The 16974-nt window shown below is 63.7% G+C and carries 20 protein-coding genes; 8 read left to right on the plus strand and 12 right to left on the minus strand.

Annotated features, from left to right (window positions below):
• The first annotated feature begins 40 nt into the window (after positions 1 to 40).
• Both mdoH and ACI3KW_RS19210 read left to right on the plus strand, forming a co-directional pair.
• The gene (gene mdoH / locus ACI3KW_RS19205; protein WP_404849427.1) at positions 41 to 1801 is read left to right on the plus strand and encodes a glucans biosynthesis glucosyltransferase MdoH; all 1761 of its coding nucleotides are present in this window, start codon (positions 41 to 43) and stop codon (positions 1799 to 1801) included.
• Positions 1788 to 3011, plus strand: a complete 1224-nt coding sequence (locus tag ACI3KW_RS19210) for an OpgC family protein (protein ID WP_404849428.1) — start codon at positions 1788 to 1790, stop codon at positions 3009 to 3011. The genes mdoH and ACI3KW_RS19210 overlap by 14 nt, the downstream gene beginning before the upstream one ends.
• Here ACI3KW_RS19210 and cobM read toward each other — a convergent pair whose 3' ends face one another.
• From cobM to cobF, 7 genes are read right to left on the minus strand one after another with little or no spacing between them, the layout of a single operon-like run.
• The gene (cobM, locus tag ACI3KW_RS19215; RefSeq protein WP_404849429.1) at positions 3012 to 3776 is read right to left on the minus strand and encodes a precorrin-4 C(11)-methyltransferase; all 765 of its coding nucleotides are present in this window, start codon (positions 3774 to 3776) and stop codon (positions 3012 to 3014) included.
• 19 nt (positions 3777 to 3795) lie between these two features.
• Positions 3796 to 5001 (minus strand): precorrin-6y C5,15-methyltransferase (decarboxylating) subunit CbiE, encoded by a 1206-nt coding sequence (gene cbiE / locus ACI3KW_RS19220; protein ID WP_404849430.1) that lies wholly within the window; start codon positions 4999 to 5001, stop codon positions 3796 to 3798.
• The gene (locus tag ACI3KW_RS19225) at positions 4998 to 5759 is read right to left on the minus strand and encodes a precorrin-3B C(17)-methyltransferase (protein WP_404849431.1); all 762 of its coding nucleotides are present in this window, start codon (positions 5757 to 5759) and stop codon (positions 4998 to 5000) included. Before ACI3KW_RS19225 ends, cbiE begins: the two co-directional genes overlap by 4 nt.
• Complete coding sequence (locus ACI3KW_RS19230) at positions 5756 to 6481, minus strand: precorrin-2 C(20)-methyltransferase (protein WP_404849432.1); 726 nt, start codon at positions 6479 to 6481, stop codon at positions 5756 to 5758. The genes ACI3KW_RS19225 and ACI3KW_RS19230 overlap by 4 nt, the downstream gene beginning before the upstream one ends.
• Positions 6478 to 7110 carry a precorrin-8X methylmutase gene (locus ACI3KW_RS19235; RefSeq protein WP_404849433.1) on the minus strand — a complete coding sequence of 211 codons (633 nt, stop codon included), beginning with the start codon at positions 7108 to 7110 and terminating at the stop codon, positions 6478 to 6480. The genes ACI3KW_RS19230 and ACI3KW_RS19235 overlap by 4 nt, the downstream gene beginning before the upstream one ends.
• Before the next feature lie 2 nt (positions 7111 to 7112).
• Entirely contained in the window at positions 7113 to 8423 is a 1311-nt protein-coding gene (cobG, locus tag ACI3KW_RS19240; RefSeq protein ID WP_404849434.1) for a precorrin-3B synthase, read from the minus strand.
• A 52-nt stretch (positions 8424 to 8475) separates the two neighbouring features.
• On the minus strand, positions 8476 to 9222 hold the full coding sequence (gene cobF, locus ACI3KW_RS19245; protein WP_404849435.1) for a precorrin-6A synthase (deacetylating): 747 nt from the start codon (positions 9220 to 9222) through the stop codon (positions 8476 to 8478).
• Positions 9223 to 9324: 102 nt separating this feature from the next.
• On the opposite strand from cobF, the gene ACI3KW_RS19250 reads away from it, so the two are divergent.
• Together ACI3KW_RS19250 and ACI3KW_RS19255 are read left to right on the plus strand one after the other, a co-directional pair.
• On the plus strand, positions 9325 to 9663 hold the full coding sequence (locus ACI3KW_RS19250) for an ArsR/SmtB family transcription factor (protein ID WP_404849436.1): 339 nt from the start codon (positions 9325 to 9327) through the stop codon (positions 9661 to 9663).
• Between the two features lie 11 nt (positions 9664 to 9674).
• On the plus strand, positions 9675 to 10172 hold the full coding sequence (locus ACI3KW_RS19255; protein WP_404849437.1) for an SRPBCC domain-containing protein: 498 nt from the start codon (positions 9675 to 9677) through the stop codon (positions 10170 to 10172).
• A 12-nt stretch (positions 10173 to 10184) separates the two neighbouring features.
• On the opposite strand, the gene ACI3KW_RS19260 is transcribed toward ACI3KW_RS19255, so the two are convergent.
• Entirely contained in the window at positions 10185 to 10526 is a 342-nt protein-coding gene (locus ACI3KW_RS19260; protein WP_404849438.1) for an ArsR/SmtB family transcription factor, read from the minus strand.
• Positions 10527 to 10634: 108 nt separating this feature from the next.
• Between ACI3KW_RS19260 and ACI3KW_RS19265 the strand changes: the two genes are divergently transcribed.
• Entirely contained in the window at positions 10635 to 10988 is a 354-nt protein-coding gene (locus tag ACI3KW_RS19265) for a DUF305 domain-containing protein (RefSeq protein WP_404849439.1), read from the plus strand.
• Between the two features lie 65 nt (positions 10989 to 11053).
• Here the strand turns inward: ACI3KW_RS19265 and ACI3KW_RS19270 are convergent, their stop codons facing one another.
• The 3 genes from ACI3KW_RS19270 to ACI3KW_RS19280 are packed head-to-tail and all read right to left on the minus strand — an operon-like array spanning position 11054 to position 13937.
• Positions 11054 to 11254: a heavy-metal-associated domain-containing protein gene (locus tag ACI3KW_RS19270; protein WP_404849440.1), complete on the minus strand. Its 201-nt coding sequence runs from the start codon at positions 11252 to 11254 to the stop codon at positions 11054 to 11056.
• 2 nt (positions 11255 to 11256) lie between these two features.
• Entirely contained in the window at positions 11257 to 11664 is a 408-nt protein-coding gene (gene cueR, locus ACI3KW_RS19275; RefSeq protein WP_113121316.1) for a Cu(I)-responsive transcriptional regulator, read from the minus strand.
• Positions 11661 to 13937: a heavy metal translocating P-type ATPase gene (locus ACI3KW_RS19280; RefSeq protein WP_404849441.1), complete on the minus strand. Its 2277-nt coding sequence runs from the start codon at positions 13935 to 13937 to the stop codon at positions 11661 to 11663. Before ACI3KW_RS19280 ends, cueR begins: the two co-directional genes overlap by 4 nt.
• 428 nt (positions 13938 to 14365) lie before the next feature.
• Between ACI3KW_RS19280 and ACI3KW_RS19285 the strand changes: the two genes are divergently transcribed.
• On the plus strand, positions 14366 to 14512 hold the full coding sequence (locus tag ACI3KW_RS19285) for a DUF1127 domain-containing protein (RefSeq protein ID WP_113121314.1): 147 nt from the start codon (positions 14366 to 14368) through the stop codon (positions 14510 to 14512).
• 173 nt (positions 14513 to 14685) lie between these two features.
• Here the strand turns inward: ACI3KW_RS19285 and ybaK are convergent, their stop codons facing one another.
• Positions 14686 to 15159, minus strand: a complete 474-nt coding sequence (gene ybaK / locus ACI3KW_RS19290) for a Cys-tRNA(Pro) deacylase (protein ID WP_404849442.1) — start codon at positions 15157 to 15159, stop codon at positions 14686 to 14688.
• 546 nt (positions 15160 to 15705) lie between these two features.
• Between ybaK and ACI3KW_RS19295 the strand changes: the two genes are divergently transcribed.
• Both ACI3KW_RS19295 and ACI3KW_RS19300 read left to right on the plus strand, forming a co-directional pair.
• Positions 15706 to 16065 (plus strand): hypothetical protein, encoded by a 360-nt coding sequence (locus tag ACI3KW_RS19295; protein WP_404849443.1) that lies wholly within the window; start codon positions 15706 to 15708, stop codon positions 16063 to 16065.
• A gap of 13 nt (positions 16066 to 16078) precedes the next feature.
• The gene (locus ACI3KW_RS19300) at positions 16079 to 16969 is read left to right on the plus strand and encodes a LysR substrate-binding domain-containing protein (protein ID WP_113123197.1); all 891 of its coding nucleotides are present in this window, start codon (positions 16079 to 16081) and stop codon (positions 16967 to 16969) included.
• Positions 16970 to 16974: the final 5 nt, after the last annotated feature.

Genomic DNA, 16974 nt, shown 5'->3' on the forward strand with positions numbered 1-16974 from the left:
CGCCAGCCTTTTGTCTGCAATTTTTGACTGATTGAGACCAATGACCCGGCCGATCCTGATACGGTCCCTAACGCTGCTGGTAGCCGTCACGCTCAGTGCAGCGGGGGGATATCTCTTTCTCCGTTTTACCGGGGAAGGGGGGCTGACGACGCTCGATATCGTGCGCGCCATCCTCGTCACCTTCACCAGCTTCTGGCTGGTATGGGGCGCGGCGGCGGCTGTGCTGGGCGTATTTGCGCCCGCGCGAAAGCCCGATTTCGATCCCAGGGAAAAGCCCGAGGGGCTGACCGCCATTCTGGTGCCGATCTATAACGAGGACCCAGTCGCGACATTTTCGCGCATCGCGGCGATGAACCGGAGCCTAGTGGCGCTGGATATCGCCGACCGCTTCCACATTGCCGTGCTGTCGGACACCACGGTGCTGGAGACTGCGGCGCAGGAAATCGTGTGGTTCGAGCATCTGTTGCGCGAGCCGATGAGCGCAGGCCGCATTTTCTATCGCCGCCGCGAAAAAAACACCGGCCGCAAGGCTGGCAATATCGAGGATTTCATCGCCCGCTCGGGCGGCGCCTATGATTATGCGCTGATCCTGGATGCCGATAGCCTGATGGAAGGCGCAACCATTGGCGAGATGGCGCGCCGCATGGACCGGGACGATAATCTCGGCCTGTTGCAGACCGTGCCGCAGGTGATCAATGCCGCAACGGTATTCGGCCGTTCCATGCAGTTTTCCGCCTGCTACATGTCGCCCTCCTTTGCGCGGGGCGCCGCCCTGATGCAGGGCAGCGAAGGCCCTTATTGGGGGCACAATGCCATTGTGCGCGTCTCGGCCTTTGCCGCTTCGTGCGGGCTGCCGGTGCTGTCGGGCAAGCCGCCTTATGGCGGGCATATACTGAGCCATGACTATGTCGAGGCGGCTTTGCTGTCGCGCGCCGGCTGGACCGTCAAGGTCGATCCCGAACTGGGCGGCTCCTTCGAGGAAGGCCCGGAAAACCTGATCGAATATGCCAAGCGCGATCGCCGCTGGTGCCAGGGCAATCTGCAGCACCGCCGGCTGATCGGCGCGCCAGGACTCAAGTTCTGGAGCCGGTTCACCTTCATCCAGGGCATCATGGCCTATATGGCCTCGCCCCTGTGGCTGACGCTGCTGTTCACCAGCGTGCTGGCCGCCCTGTTCCCTGACCAGCGCTCGGCCTTTTCCGGCTTCGGCGTCGAGCACCCCGTGCCGATCTGGGCGGTGGGCGTGGCCGTGGCTGTCGTATTGGTCGTGCCCAAGCTGATGATCCTGGTGCGCGGCGCCATCGATGGCCGCAACCGGCATTTTGGCGGCACCCATGTCGTGCTGCTCTCGATCGTCACCGAGGTGGCGTTTTCCACGGTATTGGCTCCGGTCATGCTGATGCTGCAGAGCCGCGCGGTGATGCAGGTGCTGCTCGGGCTTGATGGTGGCTGGCCGCCGACCCGCCGTGGGCAGAACTGGATCAGCATCAATGATGCCTTCCAGGCCAGCTGGTGGATCGTGCTGACCGGTGTGCTGGCGCTCGGCTCGACGGCAGTCTTTGCCCCTTCCGTGGCACTGTGGTTGGCTCCGGCTGCTCTGCCGGCGATCTTTGCGCCGCTGCTGATCTCGATGAGCTCGCATCCCTCTCATGCCAAGCGGCCGCTGTATTTCCGCACCGATAGCGAAATTGCGCCGACCCCGGTGATGGCCGAGCACCAGGCCATCATGGCGAGCTGGACCATCCAGGGTAATCCAAGCGACGTTGCGGTCGCCAGGTCGGCCGAACATGTCGCTGCCTGAAGCCGTTCCGTTCCGCGCCGCCGGGCTGCTGGGCCCGAGCTGGGTGCGGGCCATCTGGGCACCCATCGCCGGCGATAAAGCCGCCGCGCCGCAGTCTGGTCGCGATGAGCGGCTGGACATGTTCCGCGGGCTGGCGCTGCTGATGATCTTCATCAATCACGTGCCGGGCACGTTCTACGAGGGCCTGACCAGCCGCAATTTCGGCTTTTCCGATGCGGCCGAAGCCTTTGTCTTCATGTCCGGCATGGCCTCGGGCCTCGCCTATTCCAACCGCTTCCGCACCGGCTCGCTCTGGGCCGCCACCGCCAAAGTGTGGGCCCGGGCGCGCCAGCTTTATTTCGTTCACATCACCATCACCATCCTGAGCCTTGCCATCTTTGCGGCGGCGGCCAAGTGGCTGGGGCTGGGCGAATTGCTGGCCAAGAACAATATCGCCCCGCTGTTCCAGCAGCCGCTGGGGACCATGGTGGGCATTCCCCTGCTGACCCACCAACTGGGCTATCTCAATATCCTGCCACTTTACATGACGCTGCTGCTGGTAACGCCGCTGCTGATCATCGTGGGGCTGCGCTGGCCCGTGCCGTTGGCGCTGGCGTCGGTGCTGCTCTGGGCCATCGCCGGCGAGTTCCGCCTCAACTTCCCGAACTACCCCAACGAGGGCGGCTGGTTTTTCAACCCGTTCTCCTGGCAGCTGGTTTTTGTGCTCGGCCTGCTGTCCGGCATGGCGATGAAGGTGGGCAAGCGGTTCATCCCCTATCAGCCGGTGCTGTTCGGCCTGGCCGCGGCCATCCTGGTGTTCACCCTGATCTGGATGAAAGTGCCGCCGATCGGCAAGGCGATGAATGGCACCATGGGCTGGTTCGGCAGCATGGGCACGCCGTTTTACCTGATCTGGTTCGACAAGACCTTCCTGACCTTGCCGCGATTGCTGCATGCGCTGGCGCTATTCTACGTGCTGGGGCACCTGCCAATCATGCGGACCATCGCCCAATCCTGGATAGCGGCGCCGTTCCGGCTGATGGGCCGGCAGGGCCTGGCCGTGTTCGCAGCCGGCACCGTGCTGAGCATGGCGCTGCAGGTGGTGAAAGCGCCGATGGACGCGCATCCGCTATGGGATGGACTGCTGCTCGGTGGCGGGCTGTTGTTCCTCGTGGGACTGGCCTGGGTGTTGACCAAGACGGCAGAGCTGTCGCGGGCCAAGGCGGCCTAGTTACAACCCATCCCGGCCGCGAAACCGGCGTTGGTAATCCGGGTCGTACAGCGCACTTTCGCGGAAGCCTTCGGCGTCCAGCGTGCGGCCGACAAAGATAATCGCCGTGCGCTCCACCGGGTCGGCAGCGAACGCAGCCTCGATCGTACCCAGCGTACCGCGAATGATCTTCTCATTGGGCCAACTGGCATGGGCGACGATGGCCACCGGGCAATCGGCGCCATAGAGCGGCGTCAGCTCGGCCACGACCCGATCCAGCGCATGAATGGCCAGATGAATGGCGAGCGTAGCGCCACTGGCGCCGAAGCCGGCGAGGGTTTCGCCCTCGGGCATGGGCGAGGCACGACCGGAGACGCGGGTGAGCACCAGGCTCTGCGCCTCGGCCGGAATGGTGAGCTCGCGGCCCAGAGTGGCGGCGGCAGCAGCAAAGGCCGGGACCCCGGGCGTCAGCGTATAGGGGATGCCGAGCCGGTCGAGCCGCCGCATCTGCTCGGCGACGGCGCTCCACATCGAGAGGTCGCCCGAATGCAGCCGCGCTACGTCCTGCCCGGCAGCATGGGCCGCCTGATATTCGGCTTCGATTTCATCGAGCGAGAGCGGGGCAGTGTCGACCAGCCGCGCGCCGGGCGCGCACCAGGCCAGCATCTCAGGCGGCACGATGGAGCCGGCATAAAGGCAAACCGGGCAGCGGGCGAGCAGATCGCGGCCGCGCACGGTTATGAGATCGGCTGCGCCGGGGCCGGCGCCGATGAAATGGACTGTCATGGAATAAGCCTGATCTCGTTCATCCCTTCACCCAGACCCATTGCGTGATCGGCATGGCGGGGCGCCAGGCTGTCATGGAGCCAACCGGACTGGGGCGGGCGATGTCGATGCGCGTGAGGCTGCCGCCGAGTTCAGCATGGCGGGCAAGGAGCAGGGCTTCCATCTCTAGCGTGACGGCATTGGCGACCAGGCGCCCGCCGGGGCGGAGGGCAGCGATGGCCGCGTCGAGTACACCGGGATCGGAGCCGCCGCCGCCAATGAAGATGGCATGGGGCGCTTCGAGGTCGGTGAGGGCTTCAGGCGCCGCGCTTTCGATCAATTGCAGATCGGGGACGCCGAAATTGGCGGCGTTACGTTTGATGCGGGCACAGCGCTCGGAATTGGCTTCCACGGCAATGGCCTTCATCGAGGGGTCGGCGAGCAGCCATTCGATGGCGATCGACCCCGAACCGGCGCCGATATCCCACAGCAACTCGCCACGCCGCGGCGCGAGGGCGGAAAGAGTAAGGGCACGGACTTCGCGCTTGGTGATCTGCCCATCATGCTCGAACAAGCCATCATCCAGCCCCGGCGTCAGCGGCAGGATGCGCGCGCCAGGCAGGGGGACGACGGTAATAGCGCAGATATTGAGCGGATCGATATCGCTCAGCGCAAAGCTCATGGCGACCTGCGAGCGGATGCGTTCGCGCGGGCCGCCCAGGGCTTCGAGCACGGTGACAATGGAAATGCCGAAACCGGCCTCGGTCAGCAATTTTGCCAGCGCCGCAGGGCCATTCTCGTCGGAGGTCAGCGCGAGAATGCGGGCGGCAGGATGCAGATGCGGGCGGATAAGATCGAGCGGGCGACCGTGCAGCGACAGGCTCGTAATATCCTGCAATGCCCAGCCCAGCCGACCAGCCGCGAGGCTGAAGGCGGACGGGTGGGGATAGACGGCCATTTGCGAAGCGTCGAGATGGCGGGCCAGCGTGGCGCCGACGCCATAGTGGAAGGGATCGCCCGAGGCTAGCACGCAGACGGGGCGGCCGCGTTCGGCCAATACGGCTTCGATGGATGCGGAGAACGGGCTGAGCCAGGGGCGGGCTTCGCCGGTGATGGCGGAGGCGGCAAGCTCGAGATGACGGGCGCCGCCGAAGACGATCTCGGCCTTGGCAATGGCGTCGCGTGCCGCTTGGCCGAGCCCGGCAAGGCCATCCTCGCCAATGCCGACCACCGATAGCCAGCTCATTGCGGCCCCCCGGTGGAGCGCGGCGAATAGACGATCGGCGCGCGGCCGGGGCGCTCGATGACGCGGGTTTCGGGCGAGCCGATAATGACGCAGGTGGCCATGTCAGCCTGTTCCGCCTTGGCTTCGGCAAGACTGGCGACAATAATGACTTCGTCGCTGCGACCAGCGGCGCGCCCGAAAATCACCGGGGTCGACCACGGCAGCACTTCGCGCAGGATGGCGAAGGCGGTGCCCAACTGCCAGGGACGAGCCTTGCTGATGGGATTGTAGAGCGCGATGACCAGCCCGGCGCCGGCCACCGCACGCAGGCGCTGCTCGATGACGGTCCAGGGCTTGAGGTTATCCGACAGCGAAATGGCGCAGAAATCGTGACCGAGCGGCGCGCCGGCCTTGGCGGCAACGGCGAGCATGGCGGTGACGCCGGGAACGATATCGAGGTCAAGATTGCGCCAGGCGGGCGGGCCTTCCTCGATGGCCTCGCAAATGGCGGCCGCCATGGCGAAAACACCGGGATCACCACCGGATACGACGCAGACATTGTTGCCGGCAGCAGCAGCCTTGAGGGCGGCCTTGGCGCGGCTGAGCTCCTCGCGATTGTCCGAGGCGATGCGTTGCTGATCGGGACGCAGATCGAGGCGGTCGAGATAGGGGCCGTAACCAAAAAATTGCGCGGCGGCGGCGATGGCGGCCAGCGCCTCGGGCGTGGTCTGATCGGGATTGCCGGGACCGGTGCCGACAACAGTGAGGCGTCCGGTCATGGGCGAGAACTCCAGCCGGGAACCAGCACCAGGGCAAAATAGGGGGCGATGTCGTCGGTCTTGTCGATCAGCTTGATCGAGTGGCCATTCGCCATGGTGCCGCGCTCGACATAGACCGCGTCCTCGAGCTTGCCGGCCTCTTCGATGGCGCGGCGGATCTTTGGCAGATTGCGACCCACCTTCATGATCACGGCGGCATCGGCTTCGACCAAGCGCCGGCTCAGCTCGACTTCGTCCAGCGTGCCGGGCAGCACCGAGAGCACGTCATCACCCTGCACCAAGGGCAGGCCGGCGCTCGACCAACAGCCGGACATGGCGGTGATGCCGGGGATGACTTCGGTGTCGTAGCGATGAGCGAGGCGGACATGCAGATGCATATAGGAGCCATAGAACAGCGGATCGCCCTCGCTGAGCACGGCGACGCTGCGGCCGGCATCAAGATGGGCGGCGACGCGTTCGGCAGCGGTAGCGTAGAAGGCGTTGGTCGCGGCTTTGTAATCGGCGTGGCGGCGGTCGATCTCGGTGGTTACCGGATAGTCGAGCGCTTCCTCGACTTGGCCGGGCATGATGTGCTCGGCGACGATGGCCCGGGCATTGCTGGCATTGCCCGCCTTGGCGAAATAGGCGACCACATCAGCCGCCGCGATGGCGCGCACGGCCTTGAGCGTGAGCAGTTCCGGGTCGCCCGGGCCGGTGCCGACGCCAATGAGTTTGCCGCTCATATGCCGGACCTCGCCAAAGCGTTGAGCGCCGCCGATGTCATGGCCGAACCGCCCAGGCGCCCGCGCACGATGGCATAGGGCACGCCATAGGAATTCTCGGCCAAAGCGGCCTTCGATTCCGCCGCGCCGACAAAGCCGACGGGCATGCCGAGGATTGCGGCGGGCTTGGGGGCGCCGTCGCGCAGCAATTCGAGCAGGTGGAACAGCGCCGTTGGGGCATTGCCGATGGCGACGACCGAGCCGGCGAGGCGCGGCAGCCAGAGCTGTAGCGCCGCGGCCGAGCGGGTGGTGCCAAGCTGGGCGGCGAGATCAGGCGTTTGCGGATCGCGCAGGGTGCAGATGACCTCGTTTTGGGCGGGGAGGCGGGCAGCGGTGACACCGCGAGCGACCATTTCGGCATCGCACAGGATCGGCGCGCCATTGGCCAAAGCCGCGCGCGCGGCGGCGGCAAAGCCAGGGCCGAATTCGAAATGCTGCGCCGCCTCGACCATGCCGGCGGCGTGGATCATGCGGATGGCGATATCGGCCTCGTCGGGCGCGAAGGCGGACAGGTCAGCCTCGGCCCGGATGATGGCAAAGGACTGGGCGTAAATGGCCTCGCCATCCCTGATATAGTCGTAGTCGGTCATGCTCATTCCTGCCGGAACAGTCCGGCGATTGTCGAGGCGCCCAGCCGGGTGAGGCACGCGGCGCTGGTTTCCCCGGGCAGGCGCTGCTGCACCAGGCGGGCAAACGCCGATTCCAGTCGGGCCGGGGCGATCTCGACCAGCGGCGTATCGCCCGCCAGCCCGTTTGACACAAGGGCGCAATTGGTCGCCGTGCCCACAAGAGTGAGCGAAGCGGCGCGCGGATGGGCGCAGCCCTTGACGCAACCCGAGACGTGAAGCGTCACCGAGCCGTCGAACAGGGCGGCGTGGCGCTCGGCCAATTGAGCGGCAAGCGCGCGGGCGGCGATATGGCCGGAGGCGCAGCCATCGCTGCCAATGCAGGCGCTGATGGCGCGGCGCGGATCATCTGGAGTGGTGATGAAGCCCAGATTAGCGGCTTCATCGCGCCAAGCGTGGAGGAGTGCGGTATCTGGCGCCAGTGCAATGAGGGCGTGGTGGGGCGCCAGAAGCAGTTTGGTGATGCCCAAGCCTTTGGCGATGTTGGCGAGTTCGATAAGGGTTGCGCTGCTGACCGAGCCGAAGGGCAGGGCGATGCCAGTGGCAAAGGCTGCATTTAGGGTGAAATCACCGATAGCGTTTGTCGCCAGGCGCGGGACAGCCGCGACATCATTTGCAAGAAGAGAGGCGAGAGCCGTTCGGATTTTCTCGGGGGCGAGGTCGCGGCCACGGGCGGTTTCGCCACGATTGGCTATGAGCTCCAGGATGATGCGCGCTGCATCGACTGCGTCGGTGGTGGCGACGGTGCCGACAGTCTTGGTGTCGACGCGCAGGTGCCAATGATCGGCGCCGGCGGCAGCAAGGCGAATATCGGCGCCGAGGGCGTTGAGATCGATCTGACCACTGCCATCGACAACGACGGTGACTTTGGGGCCCAGGCCCGCGATGGGCAGGGCGCGGATGGCCTGAGCGAGCGGACGCGGATCGGCGCGCTCAAGTGGGTCCTGACCGGCCAAGGGCGGGGTTTCGACGACGAGGCCGCGTTCGATGGCGGTGATCGCCTGGATGGCGGTGGCGAAAACTGACGCGGTTTGGGGTGTCAGGCCGCGGACCTGCAGATTGCCGCGGGCGGTGATTTCGAACTGGCCATTGCCATATTGGGCGGCGGTTTTGGCTATGGCCTGCAACTGGCGGGGCGTCTGGCGGCCATTGGGAATGCGGAGACGGGCCAGCAGACCATCGCCGGTCTGCATGGGCTCATCCAGGCTCGGGCATGCGCCGCGCCGCAGCGCGGGGAGCGCTTTTGGTGCGGCGGCGATGGAGAGGGCCTGGGACAAGTCGGGCTCGTGATTGGTGAGCGATGATCTTTATACGATCCGGGGCGGGTTATCACCCCTCCCGCTTGCGCAGCAGATAGGTATCCATGATCCAGCCATGCTGAGCCCGGGCGGCCTTACGCGTCTCGATGATCTTGTCGCGAACCTCCATCAATGGCCCCTCGATCAGAATCTCATCTGCCGTGCCCAGATAGGCGCCCCAGAAAATATCGAGGTCGGGATTGTCCAGAGCGGCGAAGGCGGTCTGGCCGTCGAGCATGATCACACTGTCACTGCGCACCCCCTCCTCGCCGAGCTTGCGGCCGGTGGTGATATGGACGGGCTCGCCAATGCGGTTCAGCGCAATGCCATGGGCGGCGGTGAGGGCCTGGATGGCGGTGATGCCGGGGATGATCTCGATTCTAAAGGCGGCGCCGTCGAGCCGCTCGATGATGCGGATCGTGCTGTCGTAAAGGCCGGGATCGCCCCAGACGAGGAAGGCGCAGGCGCTATTTTCGGGCACTTCAGCATGGATCAATCGGGCAAAGATGGCGGCGAGGGCGTCGTGCCAGTCATGCACGCCCGCGCCATAATCGGGATTGGCGGCGTCGCGCTTGGGCACGCTATATTCGACGCGGCGGCCGGCGGGATTGGTCACATAGCGATCGCAGATGTCGCGGCGCAGATCGGCGAGATCGGCCTTGCCCGCGCCCTTGTCGGGAATGAACAGCACATTGGCGCGGTTGAGCGCATTGATGGCCTGGATGGTCAGGTGCTCGGGATTACCCGCGCCGATACCCACGATCAGGATTGTTTTCATCGCCCGCTCCTTTGGCGGCAGATGACGCATAAGCGCGGCGGTTGACAAGCCCCGCTGTTAAGTATATTCAACTAACTAGTATTATACAAAATGGTTGAATAAATGGACAGCTTGAGCATCACGCTTTCGGCGCTGGCCGACCCGACCCGGCGCGCCATCCTTGCCCGACTGGCGCAAGGGGAGGCGAGCGTCAACGAATTGGCCGAGCCGTTCGACATGACGCTGGCCGCTGTGTCCAAGCACATCAAGGTGCTGGAAAGCGCGGGCCTGATCAGCCGGAGCAAGCAGGCGCAATGGCGCCCCTGCAAGCTGCAGGCCGGCCCAATGCGCGACGTGGCGGGACTGGTCGAAAGCTACCGCCGGTTCTGGGAGCAGAATCTGGATCAGCTCGACGCCTATCTCACCAAATTGCAAACGCCCAAAACCGACAGCAAAAACTAGGAGGAATGATCATGAGTGCCGCTCAACAGAACCTGTTCAAGACCGAATTGCCGGCAGACGAGCCGATCATCGTCATGTCGCGCACCTTCAATGCGCCGCTCGATCTGGTCTGGACGGTTTGGACCCAACCCGAGCACGTCGCCTATTGGTGGGGACCGCGCGAGGCCAATGAAATCGTCGAATATGATGTGCGCAAGGGCGGTAAATGGCGGATTGTCTCGTCCATGGGCGACGGCACGGAAGTCGTGTTCTTCGGCACCTATCTCGATGTTCAGCCCAAAAGCCTGATCAGGAACACCTTCGTGGTCGAAGGGCAGTTCGAGGAGGATGACCGCTTCTTCGAGGAGCACCATTTCGAGGCGCGGGACGGCAAGGTGTTCTATCGCTCCATCGCCCGGCTCGACAGCTTTGAGACGCGCCAGGGCGTGGTGGACAGCGGCATGGAATGGGGCGCCAACGCGTCCATGGCCAAGTTCGACGAGATATTGGAGCGGTTGCAGCACGGGTGAGCACCCAGGCTGTCAGCTCCGCGTCTCGGGCTCCGTCTCGGCCAAAAACTCGCCCAGGCGATCAAGCCGCCGAACCCAGGTGGTGCGGCGGTCATTGATCCATTGCTCGGCGAGGCTCAGCGCCTCCGGCTCGATCTGGCAGGTGCGGACGCGGCCGACTTTTTGCGAGCTGACGAGGCCACTGGCCTCCAGCGCCTGCAGATGTTGCACGACGGCAGGCAGCGACATGTCAAAGGGCTTGGCCAGTTCACTGACCGAGGCGGGGCCGCGGCTGAGGCGGTCCACCATGGCGCGTCGCGTCGGATCGGCCAGGGCCTGGAACATGAGATCGAGATTGGATTGTTGGTTAAGCATGAAGTTAAGTAACAAATTGGCGGGTCGTTTGTCAATGCGATGCGACGGGCTTGACCTTCCCATTGGGTAAAGCCGCAGAACAGGGCATCCAACATGAGGAGAACGCCAATGAAATCCCTGCTGCTTGTTTCTACCCTGCTGCTAGGCGTAGCGACGCCCGTCTTTGCGCAGGACCATTCCGGCCACGGCGCCATGGCGGCCGGCGATGGCCCCGCGACCGAGGCCTACAAAGCCGCCAATATGGAGATGCATGGCCAGATGGAGATCGACTATTCCGGCGACGCCGATGTGGACTTCATCCGAAACATGATTCCGCACCACCAGGGGGCCGTGGCGATGGCCAAGATCGTGCTGGAATATGGGACCGATCCCGAGGTGAAGAAACTGGCCGAAGGCGTCATTGCCGCGCAGGAGAGCGAGATTGCCTGGATGGAAGAGTGGTTGGCGAAGCGGGGAGAATAGGTCCGCGACGGCCTTTCAATAGTAAAAGCGGAGGTCCCTGCTGTCGCGGGGACCTCCGTTGTGGGTTACGCCGCTTCCGGCGTGTAGCCGGCCTCGCGGATCGCCTCTTCACCCACGCTGCGGTCGCCGGTGAATTCCACCCGATGGCTGGCCAGGTCAACCGAGATATCAGCGCCGGGCAGGGCCGTTTCCAGCGCCCTGCGGACGGTGCCGACGCAGTGGCTGCAGGTCATGTCGTTGACGGCAAAGACGGTTTTTTCGCTCATTCTCAGTGTCCTTTATGTGCAGGTGTTCCAGCCAGATCGTCCAGGATCGGGCAATTGGGGCGGTCGTCGCCGGAGCAGCAATGGGCCAGGTGCTTGAGGGTTTTGACCATGGATTGCAGCTCGGCGATCTTGGTTTCCAGCGCCCCGATATGGGCGGTGGCGATGTCTTTGACTTCGGCGCTGGCGCGGGTCTTGTCCTGCCAGAGGCCCAGCAGTGTGGCCGTTTCCTCAACCGAAAAGCCGAGGGTCCGGGCGCGTTTGACGAAGCGCAGCGTGTGCACCTCGTCGGCGCCATAGACGCGGTAATTGCTCTCGGTGCGGTTGGGCGGGCTGATCAGGCCGATGGATTCGTAATAGCGGATCATCTTGGCCGAGACGCCCGAAGCGCTGCTGGCTTGCCCGATATTCATGCGGTTTCTCCTTGCAGGTTGGCCGGCTTTACCCCGCGCAGGCGCTGGGCGTTGCCGACCACGAAGACGCTGGACAGCGCCATGGCGCCGGCCCCGATCATCGGCGAAAGCAGGATACCGAAGCTCGGATAGAGCACGCCGGCAGCCACCGGGATCAGCAGCACATTGTAGCCAAACGCCCAGAACAGGTTTTCCCAGATGTTCTTCATCGTGGCGCGGCTGACATCGAGCGCATTGAGCACACCCTTGAGATCGCCGCCGAGCAGGACCACGTCGGCGCTTTCGATGGCCGCATCCGTGCCGGTACCCACGGCGATGCCGATATCGGCCTCGGCCAGAGCCGGGGCGTCGTTGATGCCGTCGCCGACATAGGCAATCTTGCCGAGCTGACGCAGCGACTTGATGGCCGCCACCTTGTCGGCGGGCAGCACTTCGGCACGGACTTCGTCAATGCCCAACTGGCGGGCAATGGCCTCGGCCGTACGCTTGTTGTCACCCGAGATCATCGCGGTTTTGACGCCCATGGCGTGCAGCGCGGCGATGACCGCCTTGCTGGTCGGCTTGATCGTGTCGGCGACTACGATGGCTGCGGCCAGCTTGTCGTCGATGGCGGCAAAGACCGGGGTCTTGCCTTCATCGGCCAGCTTGTCGATGGCCGCGGTGAAGTCAGAGAAGTCGAGATGGCTCAGATGACGCTGCGAGCCGATAGTGACCAGCCGCCCATCGACGCGGGCGCGGACACCATTGCCGGCAATCGCCTCGAACTCGCTGACCGCACCCAGGGCAAGTCCCTGCTTTTCGGCGGCAGTGACAATGGCCTCGGCGATCGGGTGTTCCGACTTGGCCTCCACGGCGGCAATCAGGGCCAGCACTTCGTCATGCTCGAAATCATCGTCGAGGATGAGATCGGTCAGCGTGGGCTTGCCTGATGTCAGGGTGCCGGTCTTGTCGAAGGCGACGATCGCGACGTCACGCAATTGCTGCAGGGCTTCGCTCTTGCGGAACAGCACGCCCAGTTCGGCAGCGCGGCCGGTGCCCACCATGATGGAGGTGGGCGTAGCCAGGCCCATGGCACAGGGGCAGGCGATGATCAGCACGGCAACGGCATTGACCAGGCCGAAGACATAGGCGGGCGTCGGCCCCCAGAGGGTCCAGACGGCGAAGGTCGCAATGGCCAGCGCGATGACGGCGGGGACGAACCACATGGTGATCTGGTCGACCACCTGCTGGATTGGGAGTTTGCCGCCCTGGGCTTCCTCGACCATGCGGATGATCTGGGCGAGCATGGTATCGCCGCCGACCTTGGTAGCGCGGAAGCTGAAGCTGCCATTGGTGTTGAGCGTGCCGCCGATGACATTGGCGCCCACTGTCTTGGCGACGGGCAGGGGCTCGCCCGAGATCATGGATTCATTGATATTGCTGGCGCCTTCGACGATCTCGCCATCGACGGCAATCTTCTCGCCGGGGCGGACGACGACAATGTCGCCGGCCTTGACCTGCTCGATGGGCAACTCGATCACCTTGCCATCGCGCTGCACGCGAGCGGTCTTGGCCTGTTCGCGCACCAGGCGCTGAATGGCCTCGCCCGTGCGGCCCTTGGCCATGGCCTCGAGCCACCGGCCAACCAGGATCAGCGTGACGATGACGGCCGCGGCTTCGTAATAGACATATTGCGTCTGCGCCGGCAGCACCTGCGGCGCGAAAGTGACGACCACCGAATAGAGATAGGCCGCGCCCGCGCCGAGGGCGACCAGCGAATTCATTTCCGGAGCGCCGCGCAGCAAGGCCGGAATGCCGATCTTGAAGAAGCGCCAGCCGGGCACGAACAGCACGATGGAGGTGGCGATGAAATAGCCCACATAGAGCACATCCATCGAAACGACGGACATCAGCCACATGTGGAAGGGCATGTAGAGATGGCCCAGCATTTCCAGCACGAAGACGGGCAGGGTGAGGATTGCGGCGATGATCACGTCGCGGCGCAGCACAGCGGCGTCCTCGTCGTGATGCTGGTGGCCGGCATGATTGTGGTGGTCGTGATGCTCGGGCGTCTGGCTGCCCTTGTAGCCGGCCTTGGCAATGGCGGCGACCAGCGCATCGGTGTGGGTCGGCTCATGCAGCTGCACGGTGGCGCGCTCGGTGGCCAGGTTGACCGAAGCCGAGGCGACGGACGGAACCTTGAGCAGGGCCTTCTCGACGCGGGCGACGCAGGACGCGCAGGTCATGCCTTCGATATCGATGGAAATGGGCTTGGTATGGACGTGTTCATTCATGGCTTTTTACCTCGTCCCACAGCATATAAGGCTTCCCATCATGGGAAGGTCAAGGGGCGATGTGGATGCCACGATGTGTGGGTGTAAAAGGCCTCCTGATATTAGGCTTTTGGCATGTGGGACCGGGTTTGACGACCATCCAAGCCCTGCGCGAATGGCATTGGCTGCATGGCTCGTTTCAGCGTGGTTACCAAAGCGTCAATTTGAACGCCTCGTGAAAGGCAGCAATTTTAATGATGAATATCAAAGGGTTGATGGTCATCGCCTGTGGATTATTAGGCATTTGCCTAAAATTGAACCTGACGCGAATATGAATGTTCTGCCCATTTTGTTTGCACTGAGTGCATAACGGATGTGCATAGAGTCCATCTTCTAATCACGACTAGCTGGCTATACATAAGGGTCATCAAAACGAAGGGGAAACCAAAATGACCATCCGCCAGAAAATCGCACAGTTTGCTCAGTACCAGCGCACCCTGCGTGAGCTGAACGCTCTCGACACCCGCCAGCTCAACGACCTGGGCATCACCAAGGGCGACATCAAGAACATCGCTCGCGGCACCTTCGGCAACTAAGCCGAACTGTCGACATAGACTTGAGATGAAGGCGTCCAATCGGGCGCCTTTTGTCTTTTCTGGGACACTGCCGAGACCTCATGGTGAGCTTGTCGAACCACAAGGTCGAGCGAGTGGAGGCTTGGGTGCCACGACCTCGTCCTTCGACAAGCTCAGGATGAGGTCTACTGGTGCTAGCGGATCAAATCCGCCGCTTTCCCACCCAGCGCGGCAACCAGATCATCCGGCTTCATGCGGATCTGCAGGCCTCTCTGGCCGCCATTGAGGAAGATTTCGTCTTCCAGCGTCGCCAATTCCTCGATAGCGGTGGGCACCGGCTTTTTCTGTCCGAACGGGCTGATGCCGCCCACCTTGTAGCCCGTCAGGCGCTCCGCGTCGGCGGGCTTCATCATATGTGCGCTCTTGCCGCCAAAGGCTGCTGCGAGCTTTTTCATGTTCACTTCCTCGTCGGAGGGCACGACGACGCAGACTGGCTTGCCATCGACCTCGGCCATCAGGGTCTTGAGCACGATGGAGGGTGGCACGCCCATGGCCTCGGCCGCCTGCAACCCGACGCGGTCGGCGTCGGGGTCATAATCATAGGTGGCGGTGGCGAAGGGGATGCCGGCCTTGGTGAGGGCCAGCGTTGCGGGCGTGGTCTTGGACATAGGAGGAAACTAGTGAAATCGCGCCTCCGGATGCAAGAGGGCATTGAGGTCGGGAGCATCCCCACCCATCCTCCTCCTGAAAGGGGGTGTTTACTCGGGACGCGCACCGCGCACGGTTTCATTCCGGCCTGCGTCGGCATGACAGTGTGATTGATTGACACTTGAGGGCACCATCTCTCCTCCCCACCGTTCTCCCTCGGGTTCGACCCGAGGGCCACTTACCGCTTGCGCCGGACCAGATAGGCCCTCGGGTCGAGCCCGAGGGAGACGCGGTGATATTGGGAGCAGCGGCGACCATCCCTTGCCCCGATCTATCCATCTTATCCCCGCCCCCAAACCCTCTGGCACTATACCTCCATTCCCGCCAGTTACGCGGTCCCGACGCAGGGCCGGGTGGGGAGACCGTGGGATGGGGGCGCCTGTCCAGTGGGGTTGGAAACTCGGCAGCCGGACCTGCAAGAATGTTACCGCCTGAACCGGACCCTGCATAAAAAGCGGATCGTGACGGGCGGCCATTGGCCCACTCTATCTGTTTCGGAAGGTCCAATGGCCGCCCGTTACCGTATAACCGCGACGCTACATCGGCCGGGCGGCGTTTCGGCGCGTCCCGACGCGTTAGCGCCACTACCTCCGCTTGGTCGTGATGTCTTCAGTGACCCCGATATCTCGCAGCAAATAGGGCGAGGCGTGGATGAGGTCGATCATTGCCTGCTTGCGGCGACGCTCGGTGCTGGTAAGGCGCGGAAGGCGCCAGTGGGGCAGGCGGAAAACTGCGGCTACGGGCTTTGTCAGGGCAATCATGGCTATGACCATCCTTATGGGGATGGCTCCGGTCTTGGTTTCCATGATCGTAATTTGGCTGGTAACACGGGCGGTTTCCAACTAAAGCTCGATCTAGGTGCATAAGGAAATTTGATCCATGAGCACATTGCCGCCGCTGACCGCGATCCGCGCTTTCGAGGCCGTTGCCCGCCATTTGAGCTTCACCCGCGCGGCGGTCGAACTGGGGATGACGCAGGCCGCGGTGAGCTACCAGATCAAGATTTTGGAGGAGCGCGTCGGCACGCCGCTGTTCCTGCGCAAGCCCCGGCAGATCGCGCTGACGGAAGCCGGTGCGCGGCTGGCGCCCGAGGTGAGCGCGGCGTTTGACACGTTGCACGCGGCCTTTGCCGAGACGCAGGGAAGGGTGGCGGGGACGCTCAGCATTTCATCGGTCCCTACCTTCGCCAGTCATTTTCTCGTGCAGCATCTCGGCCTGTTCCAGGTCGAACACCCCGAACTGGCGGTGCGGCTCGAAAGCTCGCCGCGGGTGATCGATTTTGCGGCCGAGGAATTCGACCTTGCCATTCGCGGGGGCAAGTCAATCGCGCCCGGATTGACCGGGCATAAGCTATTGCCGGCCGACTTTTCGCCAATGTTAAGCCCAAAGCTGGCTGAGAGCATTGGCGGCGTTAAGCGCCCGGAAGACCTGCTGAAATTGCCGATGGTGGATGCCGACGATCCGTGGTTTGCGCTGTGGTTCGAGCAGGCGGGGGTGTTTGGCTATTCGCTGGATATGCGGCCGATCAGCCGGCTGGGAGCGCAGAATCTGGAGGCTGCTGCGGCCATTGCCGGGCGTGGCGTGGCCATGCTGACGCCCGCATTTTATGCCGAGGATATTGCGGCGGGGCGGTTGATCCAGCCGTTTGATCTGCTGGCGAGCGATGGGCATGCCTATTATCTGGTCTATCCGGAGGCACGCCGCAACGCCCCGAAAATCAAGGCTTTCCGCGATTGGCTGCTGCCACTGGCGGCGTCTTTGGGGAAATGAAAAAG

The sequence above is a fragment of the Devosia sp. ZW T5_3 genome (assembly GCF_044987315.1).
Classification (GTDB): Bacteria; Pseudomonadota; Alphaproteobacteria; order Rhizobiales; family Devosiaceae; genus Devosia.